Source organism: Klenkia soli, from assembly GCF_900103975.1.
Taxonomy (GTDB): Bacteria; Actinomycetota; Actinomycetes; order Mycobacteriales; family Geodermatophilaceae; genus Klenkia; species Klenkia soli.
The window spans coordinates 37,239-55,274 of the sequence record NZ_FNIR01000014.1; the positions used below are offsets into that span (position 1 = coordinate 37,239).

At 69.7% G+C, this 18,036-nt stretch carries 24 protein-coding genes; 18 read left to right on the plus strand and 6 right to left on the minus strand.

Features of this window, described 5'->3' with window-relative positions; genetic code table 11:
* The first annotated feature begins 9 nt into the window (after positions 1-9).
* Complete coding sequence (locus tag BLS67_RS19660; protein ID WP_091248739.1) at positions 10-816, plus strand: DUF4191 domain-containing protein; 807 nt, start codon at positions 10-12, stop codon at positions 814-816.
* On the opposite strand, the gene BLS67_RS19665 is transcribed toward BLS67_RS19660, so the two are convergent.
* Positions 788-1,240, minus strand: coding sequence for an RDD family protein (locus BLS67_RS19665; RefSeq protein WP_091248741.1), 453 nt, complete (start codon positions 1,238-1,240; stop codon positions 788-790). The two genes, BLS67_RS19660 and BLS67_RS19665, sit on opposite strands and share 29 nt — an antisense overlap.
* A gap of 167 nt (positions 1,241-1,407) precedes the next feature.
* On the opposite strand from BLS67_RS19665, the gene glnA reads away from it, so the two are divergent.
* Entirely contained in the window at positions 1,408-2,844 is a 1,437-nt protein-coding gene (gene glnA, locus BLS67_RS19670; RefSeq protein WP_091248744.1) for a type I glutamate--ammonia ligase, read from the plus strand.
* Here the strand turns inward: glnA and BLS67_RS19675 are convergent.
* Both BLS67_RS19675 and BLS67_RS19680 read right to left on the minus strand, forming a co-directional pair.
* Positions 2,832-3,950 carry a tyrosine-type recombinase/integrase gene (locus tag BLS67_RS19675; protein ID WP_091248746.1) on the minus strand — a complete coding sequence of 373 codons (1,119 nt, stop codon included), beginning with the start codon at positions 3,948-3,950 and terminating at the stop codon, positions 2,832-2,834. The genes glnA and BLS67_RS19675 overlap by 13 nt on opposite strands.
* Positions 3,925-4,395 carry a helix-turn-helix domain-containing protein gene (locus BLS67_RS19680; protein ID WP_091248749.1) on the minus strand — a complete coding sequence of 157 codons (471 nt, stop codon included), beginning with the start codon at positions 4,393-4,395 and terminating at the stop codon, positions 3,925-3,927. The genes BLS67_RS19675 and BLS67_RS19680 overlap by 26 nt, the downstream gene beginning before the upstream one ends.
* A 104-nt stretch (positions 4,396-4,499) precedes the next feature.
* Here BLS67_RS19680 and BLS67_RS19685 point away from each other — a divergent pair, with 104 nt between their 5' ends.
* The 16 genes from BLS67_RS19685 to BLS67_RS19760 all read left to right on the plus strand — a co-directional run bounded on the left by BLS67_RS19685 (position 4,500) and on the right by BLS67_RS19760 (position 15,224).
* Positions 4,500-4,682: a helix-turn-helix transcriptional regulator gene (locus tag BLS67_RS19685; protein WP_242654215.1), complete on the plus strand. Its 183-nt coding sequence runs from the start codon at positions 4,500-4,502 to the stop codon at positions 4,680-4,682.
* A gap of 1,046 nt (positions 4,683-5,728) precedes the next feature.
* Positions 5,729-5,968 carry a hypothetical protein gene (locus BLS67_RS23530; RefSeq protein WP_131801796.1) on the plus strand — a complete coding sequence of 80 codons (240 nt, stop codon included), beginning with the start codon at positions 5,729-5,731 and terminating at the stop codon, positions 5,966-5,968.
* Positions 5,965-6,240, plus strand: coding sequence for a hypothetical protein (locus BLS67_RS23920; protein WP_165617671.1), 276 nt, complete (start codon positions 5,965-5,967; stop codon positions 6,238-6,240). The genes BLS67_RS23530 and BLS67_RS23920 overlap by 4 nt, the downstream gene beginning before the upstream one ends.
* Positions 6,237-6,569, plus strand: coding sequence for a WhiB family transcriptional regulator (locus BLS67_RS23925; protein WP_165617672.1), 333 nt, complete (start codon positions 6,237-6,239; stop codon positions 6,567-6,569). Before BLS67_RS23920 ends, BLS67_RS23925 begins: the two co-directional genes overlap by 4 nt.
* Positions 6,566-6,766 carry a hypothetical protein gene (locus BLS67_RS19705; protein WP_091248762.1) on the plus strand — a complete coding sequence of 67 codons (201 nt, stop codon included), beginning with the start codon at positions 6,566-6,568 and terminating at the stop codon, positions 6,764-6,766. Before BLS67_RS23925 ends, BLS67_RS19705 begins: the two co-directional genes overlap by 4 nt.
* A 172-nt stretch (positions 6,767-6,938) precedes the next feature.
* Positions 6,939-7,391, plus strand: coding sequence for a helix-turn-helix domain-containing protein (locus tag BLS67_RS19710; protein ID WP_091248764.1), 453 nt, complete (start codon positions 6,939-6,941; stop codon positions 7,389-7,391).
* The gene (locus BLS67_RS19715) at positions 7,388-8,005 is read left to right on the plus strand and encodes an HK97 family phage prohead protease (RefSeq protein ID WP_091248766.1); all 618 of its coding nucleotides are present in this window, start codon (positions 7,388-7,390) and stop codon (positions 8,003-8,005) included. The genes BLS67_RS19710 and BLS67_RS19715 overlap by 4 nt, the downstream gene beginning before the upstream one ends.
* Positions 8,005-8,193 carry a hypothetical protein gene (locus BLS67_RS19720; RefSeq protein WP_091248769.1) on the plus strand — a complete coding sequence of 63 codons (189 nt, stop codon included), beginning with the start codon at positions 8,005-8,007 and terminating at the stop codon, positions 8,191-8,193. Before BLS67_RS19715 ends, BLS67_RS19720 begins: the two co-directional genes overlap by 1 nt.
* On the plus strand, positions 8,190-8,630 hold the full coding sequence (locus BLS67_RS19725) for a hypothetical protein (RefSeq protein WP_091248772.1): 441 nt from the start codon (positions 8,190-8,192) through the stop codon (positions 8,628-8,630). The genes BLS67_RS19720 and BLS67_RS19725 overlap by 4 nt, the downstream gene beginning before the upstream one ends.
* Before the next feature lie 214 nt (positions 8,631-8,844).
* The gene (locus tag BLS67_RS19730) at positions 8,845-11,841 is read left to right on the plus strand and encodes a coiled-coil domain-containing protein (RefSeq protein WP_091248774.1); all 2,997 of its coding nucleotides are present in this window, start codon (positions 8,845-8,847) and stop codon (positions 11,839-11,841) included.
* Between the two features lie 35 nt (positions 11,842-11,876).
* Positions 11,877-12,692 (plus strand): hypothetical protein, encoded by an 816-nt coding sequence (locus BLS67_RS19735; RefSeq protein ID WP_091248777.1) that lies wholly within the window; start codon positions 11,877-11,879, stop codon positions 12,690-12,692.
* A 106-nt stretch (positions 12,693-12,798) separates the two neighbouring features.
* Positions 12,799-13,002 carry a hypothetical protein gene (locus BLS67_RS19740; protein ID WP_131801797.1) on the plus strand — a complete coding sequence of 68 codons (204 nt, stop codon included), beginning with the start codon at positions 12,799-12,801 and terminating at the stop codon, positions 13,000-13,002.
* Positions 13,003-14,229 carry a hypothetical protein gene (locus BLS67_RS19745; protein WP_091248782.1) on the plus strand — a complete coding sequence of 409 codons (1,227 nt, stop codon included), beginning with the start codon at positions 13,003-13,005 and terminating at the stop codon, positions 14,227-14,229.
* Complete coding sequence (locus tag BLS67_RS19750) at positions 14,186-14,707, plus strand: hypothetical protein (RefSeq protein ID WP_131801798.1); 522 nt, start codon at positions 14,186-14,188, stop codon at positions 14,705-14,707. The genes BLS67_RS19745 and BLS67_RS19750 overlap by 44 nt, the downstream gene beginning before the upstream one ends.
* A gap of 83 nt (positions 14,708-14,790) precedes the next feature.
* Positions 14,791-14,958, plus strand: a complete 168-nt coding sequence (locus BLS67_RS19755; RefSeq protein ID WP_242654216.1) for a helix-turn-helix domain-containing protein — start codon at positions 14,791-14,793, stop codon at positions 14,956-14,958.
* A complete protein-coding gene (locus BLS67_RS19760) occupies positions 14,955-15,224 on the plus strand; it encodes a hypothetical protein (protein WP_091248787.1) in 270 nt (89 codons plus the stop codon). Before BLS67_RS19755 ends, BLS67_RS19760 begins: the two co-directional genes overlap by 4 nt.
* 657 nt (positions 15,225-15,881) lie before the next feature.
* Here BLS67_RS19760 and BLS67_RS24210 read toward each other — a convergent pair.
* From BLS67_RS24210 to BLS67_RS19780, 3 genes are all read right to left on the minus strand, one after another.
* Positions 15,882-17,021, minus strand: coding sequence for a tyrosine-type recombinase/integrase (locus BLS67_RS24210; RefSeq protein WP_207500753.1), 1,140 nt, complete (start codon positions 17,019-17,021; stop codon positions 15,882-15,884).
* Between the two features lie 133 nt (positions 17,022-17,154).
* On the minus strand, positions 17,155-17,364 hold the full coding sequence (locus BLS67_RS19775; RefSeq protein ID WP_091248790.1) for a hypothetical protein: 210 nt from the start codon (positions 17,362-17,364) through the stop codon (positions 17,155-17,157).
* Positions 17,361-17,747: a hypothetical protein gene (locus BLS67_RS19780; RefSeq protein WP_091248792.1), complete on the minus strand. Its 387-nt coding sequence runs from the start codon at positions 17,745-17,747 to the stop codon at positions 17,361-17,363. The genes BLS67_RS19775 and BLS67_RS19780 overlap by 4 nt, the downstream gene beginning before the upstream one ends.
* Between the last annotated feature and the right edge of the window lie 289 nt (positions 17,748-18,036).

The following is an 18,036-nucleotide window of genomic DNA, read 5'->3' on the forward strand; positions in this document are numbered from 1 at the left end:
CTCGGGCGCATGGCACGCAGCAAGCCCACAGACACCCCTGCTCCCGCGACGACCAAGGCGGGCAAGGGGGCGACGGCGTCCGGCAAGGGCGCGAAGAGCGAGAAGCTGGGCAAGGACGGCAAGCCCAAGGTCGGCCGCTGGAAGAAGTTCACGACGTCGCTGGGCCAGATCAAGCAGGCCTACACGCTGACGTACAAGAACGACCCGAAGCTGCCCTGGGTCATGCTGATCGCCTTCGTGGTGGTCGCCGCCGTCGTCGAGTTCGTCGCGATCCTGCTCGACTCGCCGCTGCTGTTCCTGCCGATCGCGATCCTGCTGGGCCTGCTGGCCGCCCTGGTCGTCTTCAGCCGCCGCGCGCAGGGCTCCGCGTACCGCCAGGTCGAGGGCCAGCCCGGCGCCGCGGCGTGGGTGCTCGAGGGCATGCGCGGTGACTGGCGGGTCTCCTCCGGCGTCGCCGGCACCTCGCAGCTGGACGCCGTGCACCGCGTGCTGGGCCGGCCGGGCATCATCCTGGTCGCCGAGGGCCAGCCGCAGCGGGTGCGACCGCTCATCGCCCAGGAGAAGCGCCGCATCGCCAAGGTCGTCGGCGACACCCCGATCTACGACATCACCGTCGGCGACGGCGAGGGCCAGGTGCCGCTGAAGAAGTTGTCCTCGCACGTGATGAAGCTGCCGCGCAACCTGGACGGCGCCGAGGTCAACAGCCTGGGCAAGCGGATGAACGCCCTGGGCGGGGCCCGCATGCCGATCCCCGGCGGCCCGATGCCCGGCGGCAAGCAGATGACGGTCAGCCAGCGCCAGATGCGCCGGAGGTAGGGGGTCGGACCGACCGGATGACGGCGGTGTTCGTCACGCGGTCGTGCAGGCCGCGGCCGTCGCCGTCGACGACCAGGGCGGGCACCAGCAGCATGAGCAGGGCGGTGCGGACGACGGCCCGCCACAGGGCGACCCGCTCACCCTGCCGCGGGTGGGCCAGCTGCAGCTTGAGCAGCGCCTGGCCCGGCGTGCGACCGACCAGCACCAGCGACACCACGGTGATCAGCCCGAAGGACACCAGGCTCCAGTTCTGCGGGAAGCCCTGCACCACGGCCGTCGCCACCACGGCCGCGACCAGGGCGTCGACGACGAAGGCCACCGCGCGGACGCCGAAGCCGGCGACCGACCCCGGCCCGGTCGCGGGCAGACCCAGCGAGGCGCCGCGGACCCGGCCCTGAGAGGGTGGTGTCTCGTCCCTGACCATGCCGCCAGCGTATGACGCTCGACCGCGGTGCCCCGGCCACGGCGTCCGCGGGCCCGACCCGCGACACGCCGGAGCCGGTGTTACCGCGAGGAAACATGCGAGACACCGGAGGGCAACCCCCCGCTCGTAGCTTCCGAGTCGGCCGTCCGCCCACTCCCGGAGGATCGATGTTCAACTCTCCCGACGAGGTCACCAAGTACATCCAGGACAACGACGTCAAGTTCGTCGACGTCCGGTTCTGCGACCTCCCCGGCGTCATGCAGCACTTCACCATCCCCGCGGAGACCTTCGGGGAGGACACCTTCTCCGACGGGCTCGGCTTCGACGGTTCCTCGATCCGCGGCTTCCAGGCGATCAACGAGTCGGACATGCTGCTGCTGCCCGACGCCAACAGCGCCTTCCTGGACCCGTTCCGCACCTACAAGACGCTGAACGTCAACTTCTTCATCCACGACCCGATCACGCGGGAGTCCTACTCGCGCGACCCGCGGAACGTGGCGAAGAAGGCCGAGGCCTACCTGGCCAGCTCCGGCATCGCCGACACCGCGTACTTCGGCCCCGAGGCCGAGTTCTACGTCTTCGACTCGGTGCGCCACAACACCTCGATCAACGAGGGCTACTACCACATCGACGCCGTCGAGGGCTCCTGGAACTCGGGCTCGCTGACCGGTGAGAACGGCCTGGGCCCCAACCTGGGCTACAAGACACGGCAGAAGGGCGGGTACTTCCCCGTCGAGCCGACCGACCACCAGAGCGACCTGCGCGCGGCCATGATGACCAACCTGGCCAACGCCGGCCTCGAGCTCGAGCGCGGCCACCACGAGGTGGGCACCGGCGGTCAGGCCGAGATCAACTACAAGTTCGACACGCTGCTGCGCTCGGCCGACAGCCTGATGCTGTTCAAGTACATCATCAAGAACACCGCCTGGGCCCACGGCAAGAGCGCCACGTTCATGCCCAAGCCGCTCTTCGGCGACAACGGCTCGGGCATGCACTGCCACCAGTCCCTGTGGAAGGACGGCGTCCCGCTGTTCGCCGCCGAGACCGGCTACGCGGGCCTGTCGGACATGGCCCGCCACTACATCGGCGGTCTGCTCAAGCACGCCCCGTCGCTGCTGGCCTTCACCAACCCGACGGTCAACAGCTACCACCGCCTGGTGCCCGGCTTCGAGGCCCCGATCAACCTGGTCTACTCCGCGCGCAACCGCTCGGCCTGCACCCGGATCCCGATCTCGGGCGACAACCCGAAGGCCAAGCGCATCGAGTTCCGCGTGCCCGACCCGTCGGCCAACCCCTACCTCGCCTTCTCGGCGATGCTGATGGCCGGCCTCGACGGCGTGAAGAACAAGATCGAGCCCCCGGCGCCGGTGGACAAGGACCTCTACGAGCTGCCGCCCGAGGAGGCCCTGGGCATCGAGAAGGTGCCCGCTTCGCTGGACGCCGTCCTCGACCGGCTCGAGGTCGACCACGACTACCTGCTCGACGGTGGCGTGTTCACCCCCGACCTGATCGAGACCTGGATCGAGTACAAGCGGGAGAACGAGATCACCCCGATCCGCCTCCGCCCGCACCCGCACGAGTTCGCGATGTACTACGACATCTGAGTCGTACCCGGCCCTGACCTGCAGGTTCTCCGCAGGTCAGGGCTAAAAGTCCGCAGAGAGTCCGCGCGAGTCGCCAGCACAGCACCAACGGCGGCTCGCGCGGACTCGTCTCGGTCGGGCATCAGGTGCCCGTAGGTGTCCAGCGTCGTGCTGGCCGAGCCGTGCCGGAGCCGGTGCTGCACCACCTTCACGTCGAGCCCGGACGCGATCAGCAGGCTCGCCAAGTAGTGCCGCAGGTCGTGGAACCGGAACCCCGCCGGCAGACCGGCCACCTTCGGCCGGGCCGCCCGCACCGCGCGCTCGATCGCCCACGTCGACGACGGGCCCCCGATGCCGTCCGTCACAAGCCGGTCGCTCCCCCACCGCTTCACCGCAGCCGCCAACTCGAGCGCGAGCTCGTCGGGGATCGGCAGCGGCGTGCGGGACGTCTCGGTCTTCAGCGGCTGCCCGTCGCCCTGCTGGACCGGCCGCACGACGCCACGCATGAAGTCGACGTCCTCGACCCGCAGGCCCACGACCTCAGCTGTCCGAAGCCCCACAAACGCGCCCAGTAGCACGGCCGGCTGCAGATGCTCGGGGACTGCGTCGTGCAGCGCCCATACCTGCTCCGTCGTCGCGACGTAGGGCCGCTGCTTGCCTGCGCCCGGGCTGGTCCGCCTCGAGCACGGGTTCCGCGGGATCAGCCCGTCGTGCACGGCATCGCTCATCAGCTGGGACAGCCGCTGGTGCAGGGCGTAGACGTAGCTGTCCGCCAGACCCTGGGCGCGCAGACCTGTCGTCCAGGACCGGACGTCGGACGGCTTCACCGACGACAGCCGGCGCGGCCCGAACGCCGCGGTGATGTGCGCGATGTGCACCTCCGCCTGGCGCACAGTGCTGGCCCGCCGGGTCCCATAGCCGGCCAGCCAGGTCTCGGCCCACTCCCCCACCGTCGTCCTCGCCGTTTTTGGGTCGACGTACGCGCCGGTGACGACGCTGGTGGTGACCTCGTCAAGCCAGCGCTGACCGTCCATCTTCCGATCGAAGTGGCGGGCGTGCTCCTTGCCAGCGAGGTCCCGATATCGAGCCCGCCAGCGACCGTCAGGGCGCTTCGCGAGGCTGCTCATCGACGCCGTAATCAGATGGCTGCTTGGCCTCGCTGAGGGCTGTCCGGTACTCCGTCAATGCTCGGTCGTGGTCGGCTCGAGATAGCTCAGCAGCACGTTTCACTGCAGCGATCCGCGCTTCTGCCAAGGTCACCTGGGCCTCCGCCTCCTCCAGCCGGATGGCGGTCTCGGTCACTCGGTCGACGGCGTCGAGTAGGGGTGAGCCAGCGTCGTACTGCACAAAGGTCTGGGGCGCTACATGGAAGACGCGGGCCAGCGCGTTGAGCTCGTTGACGCGCAAGGGCCGAGATCCAGCCTCAAGCTTCGCGACGGTCGATTGCTGCATCGGGCGCCCATGTTGGCCGAGCCGCGTCCCTAGGTCCGCCTGACTCCACCCTCGCTGCTCGCGGATGCGCCTCACTCTGCGGCCGACCATCGCCTCCAGGTCCAAGTCGTCAGTCGTCACGGGCGTGAGCGTGTCATTCCGGAAGAGCTTGCGCTAGCCCCGACTCGCGCGTATCACTCTAAGTCGTGACGGGAATGTCCCGAACATCGCTGAGAGGAATCAGGGTGACCGACAAGCTGCTCACCATCCACGAGGCCGCGGAGCGCCTCCGTGTGCCGATCTCGACGCTCCGCTACTGGCGTCAGGCACGAAAGCCCTCGCCGCCTTCCGTGAAGATTGGACGTCGGACGCTGTTCCCGGCAGCCCAGCTCGACGCCTGGATCGATCAGCAGCGCGAAGCGGCATGAGCACCGGCGTCGCCCAGGCCGAGGCCAACCGTGACGACTGGTGGTGGTCTCCGGCGATGGCCGCTGTCCGTCATCTGGCCGCGTCAGGGCTGCCGTTCACCGCCTGGGACCTCACCGACAAGCTCGGAGTCCCCGACCCGGACCACCCCGCACGGTGGGGCGGGCTGTTCTACGCCGCCCGAACCGCCGGGATCATCGAGCGAGCCGGCATCACAGAGTCGAGCCGGCCGAGTCGGTCCGGTGGGTTGTGCCGGGTCTGGCGAGGGGTGCGGCCGGGGTGACCTGGACCAAGCTCGGCGACGAGTTCGCCGACGAGGCCGCAGACCTATCCGACGCGGCCTTCCGCACCCACGTCGAGGCGCTCCTCTGGAGCAACAAGCGGCTGCTGGACCTCGTCGTCCCCAAGCGAGACCTACGCCGGTTCGCCTTCAGCGAGTCGGTCGACGTCGGCACCCCGGACGGGGACGAGGCCGTGCGAGAACTCGTCGCTGCCGGGTGGTGGACCGATCAGCTCGACGTGTGGGACATCGGCGTGCGGTGGCCGGACTGGCAGCTCGACAAGGCGCAGGTAGAGCGAGCCCGTGCGAGGGATACAGCGAAGAAGCAGCGCCAGCGTGCCCACGCTCGAGGCGAGCACCACCTCTGTACGGGTTCCTGCAGCTCCGGGACTTCACCTAGTTCTTCTCTAGATCCCGTCCCGTCCCGGGTCCCGGGGGCCCGTCCCCCGGGGGCGTCCCCCGGGGGTGTCCCCCCGGGGACAAGTGGCCCTTGCTACGACCACCCCGGTCAGCAGCTTCACAACTGCAGCGGGTGCCGAGCTGACCGCATCGCTGCCCGAGAGGCCAGCTGATGACCGCCCGACACGACCGGTACGGCGACCCTGTCGAGGACGAGGGTGGGGACCAGCTCCGACCCCTGCTGCATGACGCCAACTGCCGCGCCGGATGGCTCGGCGAGGACGACTCCGGACGACCCCGGCCCTGCCTTATCTGCCGGCCGCACCTCCGACCCCGTGACGCGTCACGCCACCCGTCACGTAACGCGTCATGACCCGCGAGAGCACGTTCGCGAAAGGCCGGCGGCTTCTCACCGAGGGGCGTTTGAACGTCCGCTCGGTGACCGCGGCCGAGATCGTCGCCGTCTGCCGAGGCGACTCGGCCGAGGTCTACGCCGCCGGCTGGGCCCCCGGCCCCGGCTGGACCTGCACCTGCCCCGCCCGCACCACAGAGTGCGCCCACCTGGTCGCCCTCCGACTCGTCACCGTCGTCACCCGGGAGCACTCATGACCACGACGCCCGACCCGCTCGACGTCCTGAAGTACGCCTACGTCGTGACCTGGGCGGAGATCAACGGCCACGAGGACTTCGAGCAGCTGCAGGACACCCTCGAAGCACTCGTTGCCCCTCTGGTGACCTCCGGGGTCATGAACCTGGACGACCTGCGCTACAGCGACGGCCGCCTCGTCACCGTCACCACGGAGATCGATGTCCCGTCCCGCGGACCCATGGACGTGATCCAGTTGCCGCCGGGCTACCCCACCGGCCAGACCGCAGCGTGACCGTCCCCGGGGACATCCCCGGGGACGACGTCCCGGGGACACCGCACCTGCTCCCGCACCAGCGTCCAGCCGCTGTCCGAGCGGCCGCACACCTCGCCGCCCAGCTCGAGACCTACGCCCCCGTCGCCTGCCAGGTCCGGCCCGACACCTGGTGGTTCCCCGAGCGCGGCGGCTCCTCCGAACCGCAGACCGCCGCAATCCACCTCTGCGCCGCCTGCCCCGTCACCACGGCGTGCCTGGACTACGCCCTCGCCGCCGACGAGCGGTTCGGCATCTGGGGCGGCACCACACCCACCCAGCGCACCACCCTCCGGAAGGACACCCCGTGACCAACGCCGAGCTCACCACCGCCCAGCTCCTCGCCGACATCTCGATGCTCCTCGACGACGTAAGCGAGAAGATCCACGTCGCCGCCGCAGCCAACGACCTGCTGAATACCGCGGAGATCCACGCCTGCCAGATCTCCATCGCCGAGAAGCAGCTCGAGCTGAACCGGCGCTTCCGCACGGCGGCGGCCGGCTCGTGACGGGGGTGGGGCGGTCGCAATCTCTGCACCCCGCGCCACAGCAGGACCCGCCACTTGGGCTTTTGTGTGAGGTGAAGAAGACCCCCGCCGAGGGGCCCGGGGGTCGTGGCATCTCTGCACCGCATGGCCCAGCAGGACCCGCCACCCGCCCTCCCTCTCCCTGCCCTCAAGGATGTCCGCGGACATCTGCTCGGACATCGGGTGTCCGGTGAGCGGGCAGGGGATGGGGGAGGCCGAGGAGCTGCTGGCGCACATCGCCGCCGCGCTGGCACTGCACGCCCGGCGGCTGCGGTCGGAGGGTCTGCCGGTGCCCCCTGCGCTGCTGGTGGCCGCTACCTGGGCGACCGACTGCGTCAGGACACGTCAGGTCGCGACATCGCTGGACCGTCTGGTCGAACTGCTCGACGGTGAGCGTGTGGAGAAAATGCTGCTGACCAAGGACCAGGCCGCGACGGCGCTGGGGGTCTCGGTGCGCACGCTGGATCGAGTCGTTGCCAGTGGTGCGCTGACCCTCGTCAAGGTCGAGGGCTCCGCCCGGATCCGCCGAGCCGACCTGGACGGCTACGTCGCCGGCCTGTCCGCTGGTTCGGCTGTGCCTGCCGTCGAGCTGGCGGCCACGGCATGACCCGCCGCCATGCGATCTGCACGGTCAAGGCCGCTGGCGACGGGGCCGGTAGCGGCGAGTTCGAGGCGGTGCTGTCCGCGGCCACCCTCGACCGGGACGGCGAGGTCATCGACGCCGGCGCCTTTAACCCGCTGCCCGACCGGATCCCGATCGACATCGACCACGGCATGAGCGTGGACACCACCGTCGGGTCGGGGGTGCCCTACTACGACGGCGACGTGCTGAAGATCCGCGGCACGTTCTCCTCGATCCCCCGAGCGCAGGAGCTGCGCACGCTGGTCGTCGAGGGGCACATCGCGAAGATGTCGGTGACGTTCATGTCGGCGCTGCGGGAGACCGTGGAAGGCGCCCCGCACGTGCGGCGGGCCGAGCTGCTGAACGCCGCGTTCGTGCCGATCCCGTCCAACCGTGAGGCCTCGGTGCTCGTCGCCAAGGCCTTCGCACCCGGGGCGCGGACAGCACGGCCGGCCATCTCCGAGGCCCGTAAGGCCATCGCTGGCGCCCTGGTCGCCCTCGCCCAGGCTGAGCTCGCCGAGCTGCGCAACGCCGATCTCACCCCTGCTGCCGGTCCTGCTCGTCAGCAGGTCGAGGCAATCCTGCGAGGACTCCGCTGATGCCCCAACCGAGGAGCACCCCGCCCGCTCCCGACACCTTCGCCGGCCGCCGGGCAGCGCGCCTGCAGCACGAGCAGGAGCACGGCATCCCCACCCGCCGGATCTTCAGCCTGCGGGCCGGCGAGAACGCCCAGAACACCTTCACCTTCGTCGACGACACCGACGCCACCCCCGGGAGGACCGCATGACCAACACCCTCACCGCCCGTCCGCAGCGGTGCCTGGAGCCCAGCACCTTCGCCAGCCGCCGAGCGGACCTCGAGCAGCGACCGAGCGGGCAGCCCCGGCTGATCTCCTACGGCACCGTTCGCCGGCTGATCGAACCGACGGGTCGGTTCCAGCGAGCCAAGACCGTGATCTTCGAGTACCTGGCTGACGTGGCGGACCCCTCGCGCACCTACGTCCGTGCTCTGCCCGGGGGTCAGCTGCAGGCCCTGTTCGACCAGCGGCCGCCCGAGGAGCCCGAGTACCTGGTGATCCCCGAGGCGGAGAAGATCACCGAGCGGTCGAACGGCTACGGCGACGACCCGGCACCCGAACCACTCGGCGTCGTCGCCCGCGACTGGACCGGCGCATCGTCGTTCGGCTCGTCCCGCAGCGACCCGCCCGCGACCCCCATCGTCTGACCCGAGCTGGCCGTCGTCTCTCGTGCTCACCGCCTCCTGGGGCCACGCGTACGGCGGCCCGGTCAGCAGCCGTAGGGGTCCCGGCCGGCTGACCAATCCGGGGGTGGTCCCAATCTCTGGGGCCACCCCCGGCGCAGGACCCGCCACTGAACCTTTTCTCCCCCCGGCCCCCTGAGGGGGGTCGCCCGCGCACGCGCACGCGAGAGGAACCCACATGAGCTCTCCCCTGACCGAGCGTCTGCGCCTTGAGGTCGACGCCGACACCTCCCGCGGGCAGGGCGCGTTCGACCGTCTGGCCCGGTCCGCTGACGAGACTGCCCGCCGCGCCCGGTCGTCCGGCGAGGACGTCGCTGCTGCTGCCGACAAGGTGGCGCAGGCGCGGCTGAAGGAGCAGGACGCCGCCGGCAAGCTCTCGGTCGCCGAGACCCGTCTGGAGGAGGTCCGCGGCCGGCACGCCGCCGGCTCGTCGCAGGTCGTCGCTGCCGAGGAGAACGTCGCGGCGGCGCAGCGCCGGGTGCAGGCCGCGTCCGGTGCGACCGCCCGGGCGGTGGAGGAGCAGACCGTAGTGCAGCGCCGGGCGGGGGAGGCCGTCGAGGAGCACGCCCGCCGGCAGGACATCCTGGGGCAGTCCACCGGGCGGACCACCGAGGCCCTGCACAGCGCCGTCACCGCCGCTGCTGCCCTGGCTGCGGCTGGGCTGGCCGCCGGCATCAATGAGACGGTGACCGCCTACGCCGACGGTGCCCGGTCGGCCGGGCTGTTCGCCAACGCCACGAACTCCTCGACCGAGGAGGCCGGCCGGCTGCTGGGCCTGGTCGGCGCGCTGGGCCTAGACATCAACGACCTGATCGAGATCCAGGCCGAGTTCGCGCAGAAGTCCGGCGACCTCGACCAGGTCGGGGTCACGCTGCAGAAGAACGCCGACGGCACGGTGAACTGGACGACCACCATCGAGGCCACGCTGGTGGCCCTGCAGAAGATCCCCGACGCCACAGCGCGCAACGCCGCCGGGTTCAAGTTCTTCGGCGAGGAGGGCTACAAGCAGCTGCAGCGGCTGGTCAACGGCGGGGTGTCCGTCGCCGACGCCCTCGAGCAGATCGGTACCCCGTTCGACGACAGCGACGTCGCCGCGGCCGCCGAGTTCGACGCGACGATGATGCAGGTCAAGCTGTCTGGCGGGGAGCTGGCGCGCACCGTCGGGAGCGAGCTGCTGCCGGTGGTCACCGCCCTGTTCGGGGCCTTCCAGGTCGCGGCCGGGGTCATCGGGTCCATCCCGGCACCGATCGGCCTGGCGGTCGTGGCTGCGGTCGGTCTGGGCGTCGCGCAGCGGGTCGCGGCCACCGAGGGCACGTTCCTGGCTACCGCGCTGCTGGGCGCCCAGGGAGCGGCCGCCCGGTTCAGCGCGACCGCCGCCGCCTCCGGGGCCAGCACCGCCGTGCTGAGCGCCGGGCTGGCCGGTGCGCGGGCCGCAGGTGCCGGGCTGCTGGGCATCGTCGGAGGGCCGCTTGGTGCCGCCCTGCTCGCTGCCGGGGCTGGCTTCGCGCTGCTGAACAGCAACACCGGGGAGAACAGCGAACAGGCCGAGGCGAGCGCCCGCGCCAACGACGACCTCGCCTCGGCGCTGAAGGAGACCAACGGCGTCATCACCGAGTCGGTGCGCCGGCAGGCCGCGCTGTCCGCCCAGCAGTCCGGGCTGCTCGACACCGCCACCGCCGCCGGTGTCGCGCAGGGCGACGTCACCGAGGCGCTGCTGGGCAACGAGGCCGCCTACGACCGGGTGCGCACCGCCCTGGAGGCATACCAGGCCGCCGGCACCACCCGCCGCGAGTCCAACCTCGGCGTCACCTCCGAGCAGCTCAACGACCAGGCCGAGGCCGCCCAGTCCGCCCAGGGCGAGCTGGAGCGCCTGGCCGGCACTACCGCCGACCAGGTGTCCCAGGAGCAGCAGCTGTCCAGCGAGCTCGACGTCACCGTCGACGCGCAGGCCCGCTCGACCGCGGCTACCGAGGCACTGAACGCAGCCATTGAGGCCGGGCAGACCACCGGCGCTACCTACGCCCAGCTCGTCCGGGACGCCGCCCTCGCACAGGGGGAGGCGACCGCTGCCACCGACCGGTCCAAGGCCGCCATCGACGCCTACATCGCCTCCACCCAGCTGGCCGTGCAGACGACCCTGGACTCCATCAACGCCCAGCTCGGGCAGCAGGACGCCCAGTACGCGTTCCTGAACGCGATCGACGCGGCCAACTCGGCAGTCGACGACCAGGCCACGCTCGTGGACGAGGTCGCGCAGGCCAACACTCGGCTGCAGTCGTCCGCGATCCAGGTCGCCGGGGCTGCCGCCGACGCGGCGGTCGCTGCAGCCGCGGCCGCAGGGCAGCCGTTGGACGACCTCGCCGAGGCGCAGGTGCGGGCCGATGCGACCATCGCCAGCCTCCAGGAGAGCCTGAACAACCCCAACCTGAGCCAGGGGGTGCGGGACCAGATCCAGGGCATCGTGGATCAACTTGTGGTGGCGAAGGACAACGGCACCATCCAGGCCACCCTCGAGGCCGTGGGGGTCGCCGAGACCACCACCGAGCTGGACACCGCCACCGAGGACCGTGACGTCACGGTGCAGATCGACTCCACCGGCGGCCCGGCAGTGATCAACTACCTGCGCAACGACATCGCCGGGGGCACCTACCTGGCCACCGTCCGGTTGGAGTCCCGCAACGGGCCCGAGGTCATCCGCTACATCAACTCGATCATCGAGGCGCAGCGGCAGGCCCTGATCTTCGTGGAGTCCCGCGGCGGGCCGGCGGCCGACAACTACATCGACTCGATCGCCGAGCAGAACCGGCTCGCCCTCATCTACGTCGAGTCCCGCGGCGGCCCCGCGGTGGACGACTACCTGGACCGCCTGGCCCGCACCCGCACGGCGACCATCCAGGTCCGTCAGCAGGCCGTGGGGCCGCCCGTGGCCTCCTCTGGCCTCATGGGGGCACCCATGCCCGGGCTGCGTGGCGCACCGGAGATCACGGGCCTCGGCGGGAGCGGTGCCCGTGTCGGCGAGGTGACCCTCGATCTCGACATCAAGGCCACCGGGACGCTCGACCGCGGCGTCGCCGCCCTGATGAGCAGCGGGGGTGCCAGCCGCGGGCAGCAGATGATCCGCGACATCCGGGCCGCCGAGCGTCAGGGCGGTACTGGCTGGAGGAAGCGGCTCTAGGGCGAAGTGTCGGTGACCTCTGCGATGGTGCGGGGGTGGCCGCGATCGACCAACGTCCCGAGACCCTGCGCGTGAAGGTCAAGCTGGTGCTCGAGCGTTGGAGCGCGGCCAGCGAGGAGCAGTCCGACATCACCAGCCGACCCAAGATCCACCCCGCGCACTTGCTGACGGTCTGGGGTCTAACAGCCCACGTGTTCAACCAGGGTCGCTTCCTCTTCCCCCACCTGGGCGTCACCGGTCTTGAGATTGCGCCCATCGTCAGGAGCCAGTTCGAAACCGCGCTGACCGTTCAGTGGATCGTCCTGCGCGGGCCGAAGGCTCTGCCAGGGTTCCTCAACGAGGGCGTGCGCCAGCGAGTCAACCTGGGCCGATCCATGCAACAGGCTGGCTGGGGCGGAACAAGCCCTGAACTCATCGAGCGCCTCGCTGCCGAGCGGGTGCCCAGCGAGGGGCTCGACGACCAGGCCAAGAACCTCCTCCGGATGGTGGAGTGCTTCAAGGGCCACGAATCGCTGTACGCCCTGTACCGGTTCATGTCCGGGCTGTCCCACCCGAGCGCCTCGGTAGTCGACGAGTACGCCAACCAGACGGAGGGCCCCGGGCTGGGCGTCGAGCTGATGCGGGAGGCGCAGTCCCTGGGGCAGATGCCGTGGGAGTGGTCGGTGCTCTGCTCGCTAGTTTGGGCCGGGCGCGCCCTGGACTACATCTCCCACGAGAGCCCTGACCGGCACTTCTACAACAGTGTTGCCCGGGAGGCCGGGATGGGCAGTGCCATGCTGCAGCTGACGCCGCCGGCAGCGGCCGCGGCATTCGTGGACCAGTACAACGCTGGACGACGACGTCGGGAGTAACCAGAGGTTCGCAGATCATCGAACGGGTGTTCGATATCTGTGCCATCCTGGGCGGGTGACGAGCGGTATTGGCGGGACTCCGGCCCGCCACTGCTGGGTGACCGGGATGCCTGGCCAACCGGCAGGCGCCTACCCGGCCCTCCTGCACGCCTGGCAGCAGGACGAGGACGGCCAGTGGTGGGGGCGGGTCACCTACTCCACGCCGCGGGAGCTCGGCCCAGCCGTCGTCGACACCTGGGTGCAGGCCGGCTACCTCGCAGGCCTTGACACCGGACTTCCCCCGTCGGCGCCGGGGCAGGTGGATCGGTAGGTGAGGGCGGTGCTGAAGATGTGCAGCGTTGCGGCCGAGGACTGGGTGTTTCCTTCAGAGCCTGGGGTCGACTGGGGAGCGGACATACGGCACAGTGGCGACTCACTCGCCCATCTCGGCCCGGATGACCCGAGCCGCCTCGGATTGGATCCTCTGCTGGCATCGCACTCGCTTGTCGCGTTCCGAGTCGTCGTGAAGGACAGGTACCAGCGGAAGGGTGGCCGGGTCTCCTACCCGTTGAGTGCGCTCCCGGGGAGTCCCACCCGTGACTCCCTCATGGCCGTCAGCGTGTTCTTCGAGTCGCTCGCCGGCGTCTTGGATGCACACAAGGACTCCTACTTCGGAGAGGTCACCTCCGTCCACCGCCGTGGTCGCACCATCGCTGCAACCATGAACGCAGGCAGGGGTGGACTCGAATCGATGCTGAGCGACCCGTCTCGGAACGACGAGGCGCCGTTCATGCGCGAGAGGCGCCATGTCGAGCGGGTGCCGATCCGTCAGCTCGTAGTCATCCCGGAGAACAGCGTCACGGGCTACTGGATCATCGAGGCCGTTGGACTACGCACATTGAGCCACGCCTACCGCCAAGCCTTCCGCAGGGAGTTCGGGGGCCGCTGGAAGCGGCTGACCTGGAAGTTCGAGCCGATCGTCCACGAAGAAGCTTGGGAACAGTACGAGGCCAGCGACGACGCGATGCTGGAAGAGGTCCGAGTTGTTCGGCGTCGAGCCACACGCGACCGAGCAACCGCCTTGGGAGTCGGCGACGTCGAGGGCGAATACATCGAGATCATGCAGCAGGCGAGTCCGAAGCGGGGCGGCAAGCTGCTCCGCAAGATCCGACGCAAGCACTACCGCCGGAACGATGAGGGGAACCTCGTTCCGCGGGACGCAGACGTCACGGAGGTGTCGGTCAGAGTCCGCATCGGTGACCACGAGACAAGCGTGATCATCGATCGGGAGCGCGCCGTAGGGATGCGCGTGCCGCTCACCACGGAGCGCGACGAGCGCCCCACAGACTCCTACTTCTATTCGAGGGCACGTGAGTGGGTAGTCGAACTTGCCGGACGCGACGACGTTCTCCTGCCCGCCGACTGGGCGCAGACTGAGTGGCAGCACGACCCGACGTTCGGACAGCTGGGGGCTGAGCATGGGGCTGATACGGAATCTGACGAGCAAGATCGGCATGACGGAACTGGTGAAGGCTCAGACGGAGACCCTGTCGACTGAGCGCCAGGGGAACGACGGCCCCGAGTCCGAGCTGAGCCCGTGGGACCTGGTCACCTTCGTTGGGCTGCCCGTCCTAGTCGCGGGCGCGGCCGTCTTGCTCGACCTGCGCGCCCCGAAGATCGACCCCCTGCTGTCGGCGGTGTCCATCCTGTTCGGCCTGCTGCTAGGTCTTCTGGTGCTCGTGTTCGACCAGCTGAAACGGGAGGCGCAGCGTCCATCGCCAGCCGCCGGTAATGACCCCTTGGTCGATTCCTGGCAGCTGTTCGTCAACGTCAGCTGGGCGATCCTGGTCTCGACCGTTCTCCTTGGTGTGCTGATCACAACGACCGTGATCACTGATCAGGCTCTGCCGGCATGGCTTACAGGACTTGTCGGTGCGCTTCTGCTTCACCTCCTCCTCACATTCTTGATGATCCTGAAGAGGTTGTTCTTCATGGCGCGGCGGATCACCGGCAACCTGATGACGGGCCGCAGATAGTCGTCATGCCCTACCCACCGCGCCCACACCTGCGCCCGCTGGCGGAGTTCGCGGGCACTGCCTGGCCGGCGTGCGGTCCCGGGATGCAGGCGCGGGTGGAGCGCTTCGTCCTCGAGCAGTACGCCGCCGGCCGGTCGCTGCGTGAGCTGGCCGAGCTCACCGACCGGTCGTTCTCGGCGGTGCGGAAGATCCTGGATCGGCACGGGGTACGCCGGCGCCCGGTCGGTGCGGCGGCCGTGGAGGACGCGTGACCGACGTGCTGGCCGAGCTGCGGGCCGCCGCCGCGGTGAAGCGTGCAGCTCGCCACCGCCTGGCCGACGCTACCGCAGAGCACGGGCCGCGATCACCCGAGCTGGCGCAGCACCACCAAGCCCACGACACCGCCGTCGAGCGATGGGTTCGGCTGCTACTGGACGCGCACGAGACCGGTCACTCCACCGTCGTCGTCGCTAGGGCCGCAGGGGTGGCTCCGTCGTCGGTGCACTACCGCCTGCAGCAGGCGGCGGCATCGAACTGACGGTCGCCGACCATCGCCACCAGGTGCGTCCGTGGTTGTCCGTGTCGTCGTCCAGCTCGGTGACGACCATCGTTGTCCAGTCGGGCGCCTGCGGCCCGGCCTCGGTGTAGGCAGCCTGTAGGCGCAGCTCCCCGCGCAGCGCAGCCTTAGCTCGCTCAATGTCGGGGAACGGCAACGTGACCGCCGCCTTGAACTGGTGCACGCTGACCTCGCTCATGGAGTTGCTCCAGCCACGACGCAGCTGGAGACGGCCAGCATCCATGTTGAAGACGGGCGAAGGTGGACTGCGGGCCGCAGCAGTCGCCCGCAGGGGTGACTGTGGCGCAGGCAACGTGCAGCATGGGGGCCATGACCTCGAGCCGGCATGACCTGGTGACGGCAACCCAAGAGCAGCAGGTCACCAGGGCTGGCACCACCGGCTTCGCCAACGTGACCCACGCGGTCGACGGTGGAGATGCCGTTGCCGGGGGGCGAGGCTCGGCGTTATGCGGGCGGGTGTTGCAGATCGACAGCCCCCTCCAGCAGTTCCCCGAACTCCCGTCACTCGACTACGACGAGTGCTCCACGTGCGCCCGTCTCGCCCGTGGGCGGCGCAGCTAGCTCATTGGCGGCACCGGCTGACCCACCCGGAGGTCGTGCAGGGTCGGCCGGCACGCGTTAGCCGACGGTCGAGGCTGCTAGTGCAGCTCGACGCCGCGCTCCGCCAGGCACTGCGGTGTAGATCTGCGTGGTCGACACGTTCGCGTGACCCATCAGGTCCTTGACGGCCATGATGTCCCGGTCGACCTCGTACGCCTTCGACGCGAACCGGTGCCGCAGGTTGTGGGCGGTCCAGTGCTCGGACAGCCGCCGGGCGACCAGCTTGCCCACGTGGGCCGGAGACAGGTGCCCGCCGTCGTTGCCGGGGAAGACGTAGCCGGGGGGCAGAGCCGCCAGGCGGTCACCTAGCTCCTCGGTCACGGGCAGGTCCCGCACCTGGTCGCCCTTGCCCTCGACGCGCAGCCACCAGCCGTCCGAGCGTCGGTCCAACCACGAGGTGTGCACCCGTGCGATCTCAGATCGGCGCAGCCCGAGGGTGGCACCGAGCTCGACCATGTCCCGAACGCGGTCGTCACCGACCAGAGCGGCGGCGACCGCCTCCTCCGGCGCCGGGCGAGGCACCGCACGCTTCGGCCGAATGTTCGGCAACTCCGCGGCGGGGTTCATCGAGACACGTCCGGTGGTCAGACCCCACCGGTAGAACGCCCGGAGCGACTGCAGCAGCGATCGACGGCTCGAGGTGGAGATCTCAAGACCGCCCATCCAGTCCGCGAGGTCGTCCAGGGTGATGTCCCACGGCCCCCACTGCGGCAACGCACAAGCCAGCCGGCGCAGGTGGTAGGTGCGCTGCGCGATCGTCAGCGGGGAGTTGTCCGAGGCCCGCAGCCACGTCGCCCAGGTCGCGAGCTCGACGTTCCACACGTCGACCGCCGGCATCTTCACCAGCGCTTCGTGCCGTGTTCTAGTCGGCACTGTCGTCGTCCAGCCGCGGCCGACCGCGAACTCGTAGAACAGCCGCAGGGTGCGGATCCAGGTGTCCCGGGTGTAGTCAGACCACGACTGCTGGTCGGCGTAGCGCTCGACGCGGTCGGCGCTCACCTCCCACGGACACCCCGCGAACGCTTGCGCCGCTCGCCGGACGGCGCGGATCCGGTCGCGGACCGTGCCGTCCGCGAATCCATCGGCCCGCAGCTTGGCCTCCCACTGCGCGACTGGCTGCACCCACCGCTCCGGCAACGGCCGGGCCACCATCACCATCGGGGCACCTGCCGCTGGGCCGGGATCGCAGCGGGGATGCCAGCACTACCGTCGTTCAAGGGTCCTCGTCCTCTAGTCAGGGTGGGGATCAAGGCCCTGCCAGCGGTTGCATCCGCTGGCAGGGCCGCCTAGATCACTGCTCAGCTATCTCCCGGGCCCCGACCCAGGCCACCAGCGCCTCGTGGGTCACCCCACGCCGGCGGCGGCCCTCGCCGTACCCAATGGACCGCAGCTCGCCGTTGACGATCATCTGACGCAACGTGCGCTCGCTGATCGAGATCTGCGCCGCCGCCTGTTCGTAGTTGTAGACGAGCTGCTGGTGGGGACCGGGGCAGGTGTTCACGTGTCGGACGTGCCCTCCCATCGGTCGCAGCACTCGACGATGGCCGCCGCATACGCACGGGCCTGCTCGGGGCTGTCGAAGGTGGTGTCCAGGTCGTTGAGGAACACGGCCGGCCGGCCACGCTCGTAGACCACACCTTCGGTGTCCTTCACCTTCAGATCGTCGATCTGGCTCAGGCAGACGCTCATCCTGTACTGGTCGTCGCCGCTGCCGGTCGACCCGAGGGCCAGCACCTCTGCAGTCCAGGTGTGCCGGATGCTGGCGCCGTTCAAGTCGTCGAAGACCTCGGTGACGGCAGCCCACACGGGGCGCCCCAGCTGCAGCCGGTCATCACCCTCTGCCGGGTGACGCGATTCCGTGCCGTCGTGGTCGATGATGCTCATGGGTCCTCGTCCTCTACTCAGGGTTGGGGATCAAGGCCCTGCCGTCGGGTGCAACCGGCGTCAGGGCCGCTCTGTTCAGTCCGCAGCTAGTCCGCAATCAGTCCGCAGAACAGCTATCGCGAACTGGATGCGACTTTCATTCTTGTGGCGACTACCCGCAGCTCAGACGGTAGAACTAGTACGAACTCGGCGCAACTAGCAACATGAGACGAGTTCGCGATGTACTACGACATCTGATCGACGTCACCACGACGCCCCCGATCTCGCCGAGGTCGGGGGCGTCGTGCTG

What these genes read in the sequence shown, in the direction of transcription:
- BLS67_RS19750 (WP_131801798.1), top strand. Translation starts at nt 14,186, where the DNA reads ATGACGGAACTGGTGAAGGCTCAGACGGAGACCCTGTCGACTGAGCGC.
- BLS67_RS19755 (WP_242654216.1), top strand. Translation starts at nt 14,791, where the DNA reads ATGCAGGCGCGGGTGGAGCGCTTCGTCCTCGAGCAGTACGCCGCCGGC.
- BLS67_RS19730 (WP_091248774.1), top strand. Translation starts at nt 8,845, where the DNA reads ATGAGCTCTCCCCTGACCGAGCGTCTGCGCCTTGAGGTCGACGCCGAC.
- BLS67_RS23920 (WP_165617671.1), top strand. Translation starts at nt 5,965, where the DNA reads ATGACCACGACGCCCGACCCGCTCGACGTCCTGAAGTACGCCTACGTC.
- BLS67_RS19725 (WP_091248772.1), top strand. Translation starts at nt 8,190, where the DNA reads ATGACCAACACCCTCACCGCCCGTCCGCAGCGGTGCCTGGAGCCCAGC.
- BLS67_RS23530 (WP_131801796.1), top strand. Translation starts at nt 5,729, where the DNA reads ATGACCCGCGAGAGCACGTTCGCGAAAGGCCGGCGGCTTCTCACCGAG.
- BLS67_RS19740 (WP_131801797.1), top strand. Translation starts at nt 12,799, where the DNA reads ATGCCTGGCCAACCGGCAGGCGCCTACCCGGCCCTCCTGCACGCCTGG.
- BLS67_RS24210 (WP_207500753.1), bottom strand. Translation starts at nt 17,021, where the DNA reads ATGGTGATGGTGGCCCGGCCGTTGCCGGAGCGGTGGGTGCAGCCAGTC.
- BLS67_RS19720 (WP_091248769.1), top strand. Translation starts at nt 8,005, where the DNA reads ATGCCCCAACCGAGGAGCACCCCGCCCGCTCCCGACACCTTCGCCGGC.
- BLS67_RS19715 (WP_091248766.1), top strand. Translation starts at nt 7,388, where the DNA reads ATGACCCGCCGCCATGCGATCTGCACGGTCAAGGCCGCTGGCGACGGG.
- BLS67_RS19780 (WP_091248792.1), bottom strand. Translation starts at nt 17,747, where the DNA reads ATGAGCATCATCGACCACGACGGCACGGAATCGCGTCACCCGGCAGAG.
- glnA (WP_091248744.1), top strand. Translation starts at nt 1,408, where the DNA reads ATGTTCAACTCTCCCGACGAGGTCACCAAGTACATCCAGGACAACGAC.
- BLS67_RS19710 (WP_091248764.1), top strand. Translation starts at nt 6,939, where the DNA reads ATGTCCGCGGACATCTGCTCGGACATCGGGTGTCCGGTGAGCGGGCAG.
- BLS67_RS19675 (WP_091248746.1), bottom strand. Translation starts at nt 3,950, where the DNA reads ATGAGCAGCCTCGCGAAGCGCCCTGACGGTCGCTGGCGGGCTCGATAT.
- BLS67_RS19660 (WP_091248739.1), top strand. Translation starts at nt 10, where the DNA reads ATGGCACGCAGCAAGCCCACAGACACCCCTGCTCCCGCGACGACCAAG.
- BLS67_RS19665 (WP_091248741.1), bottom strand. Translation starts at nt 1,240, where the DNA reads ATGGTCAGGGACGAGACACCACCCTCTCAGGGCCGGGTCCGCGGCGCC.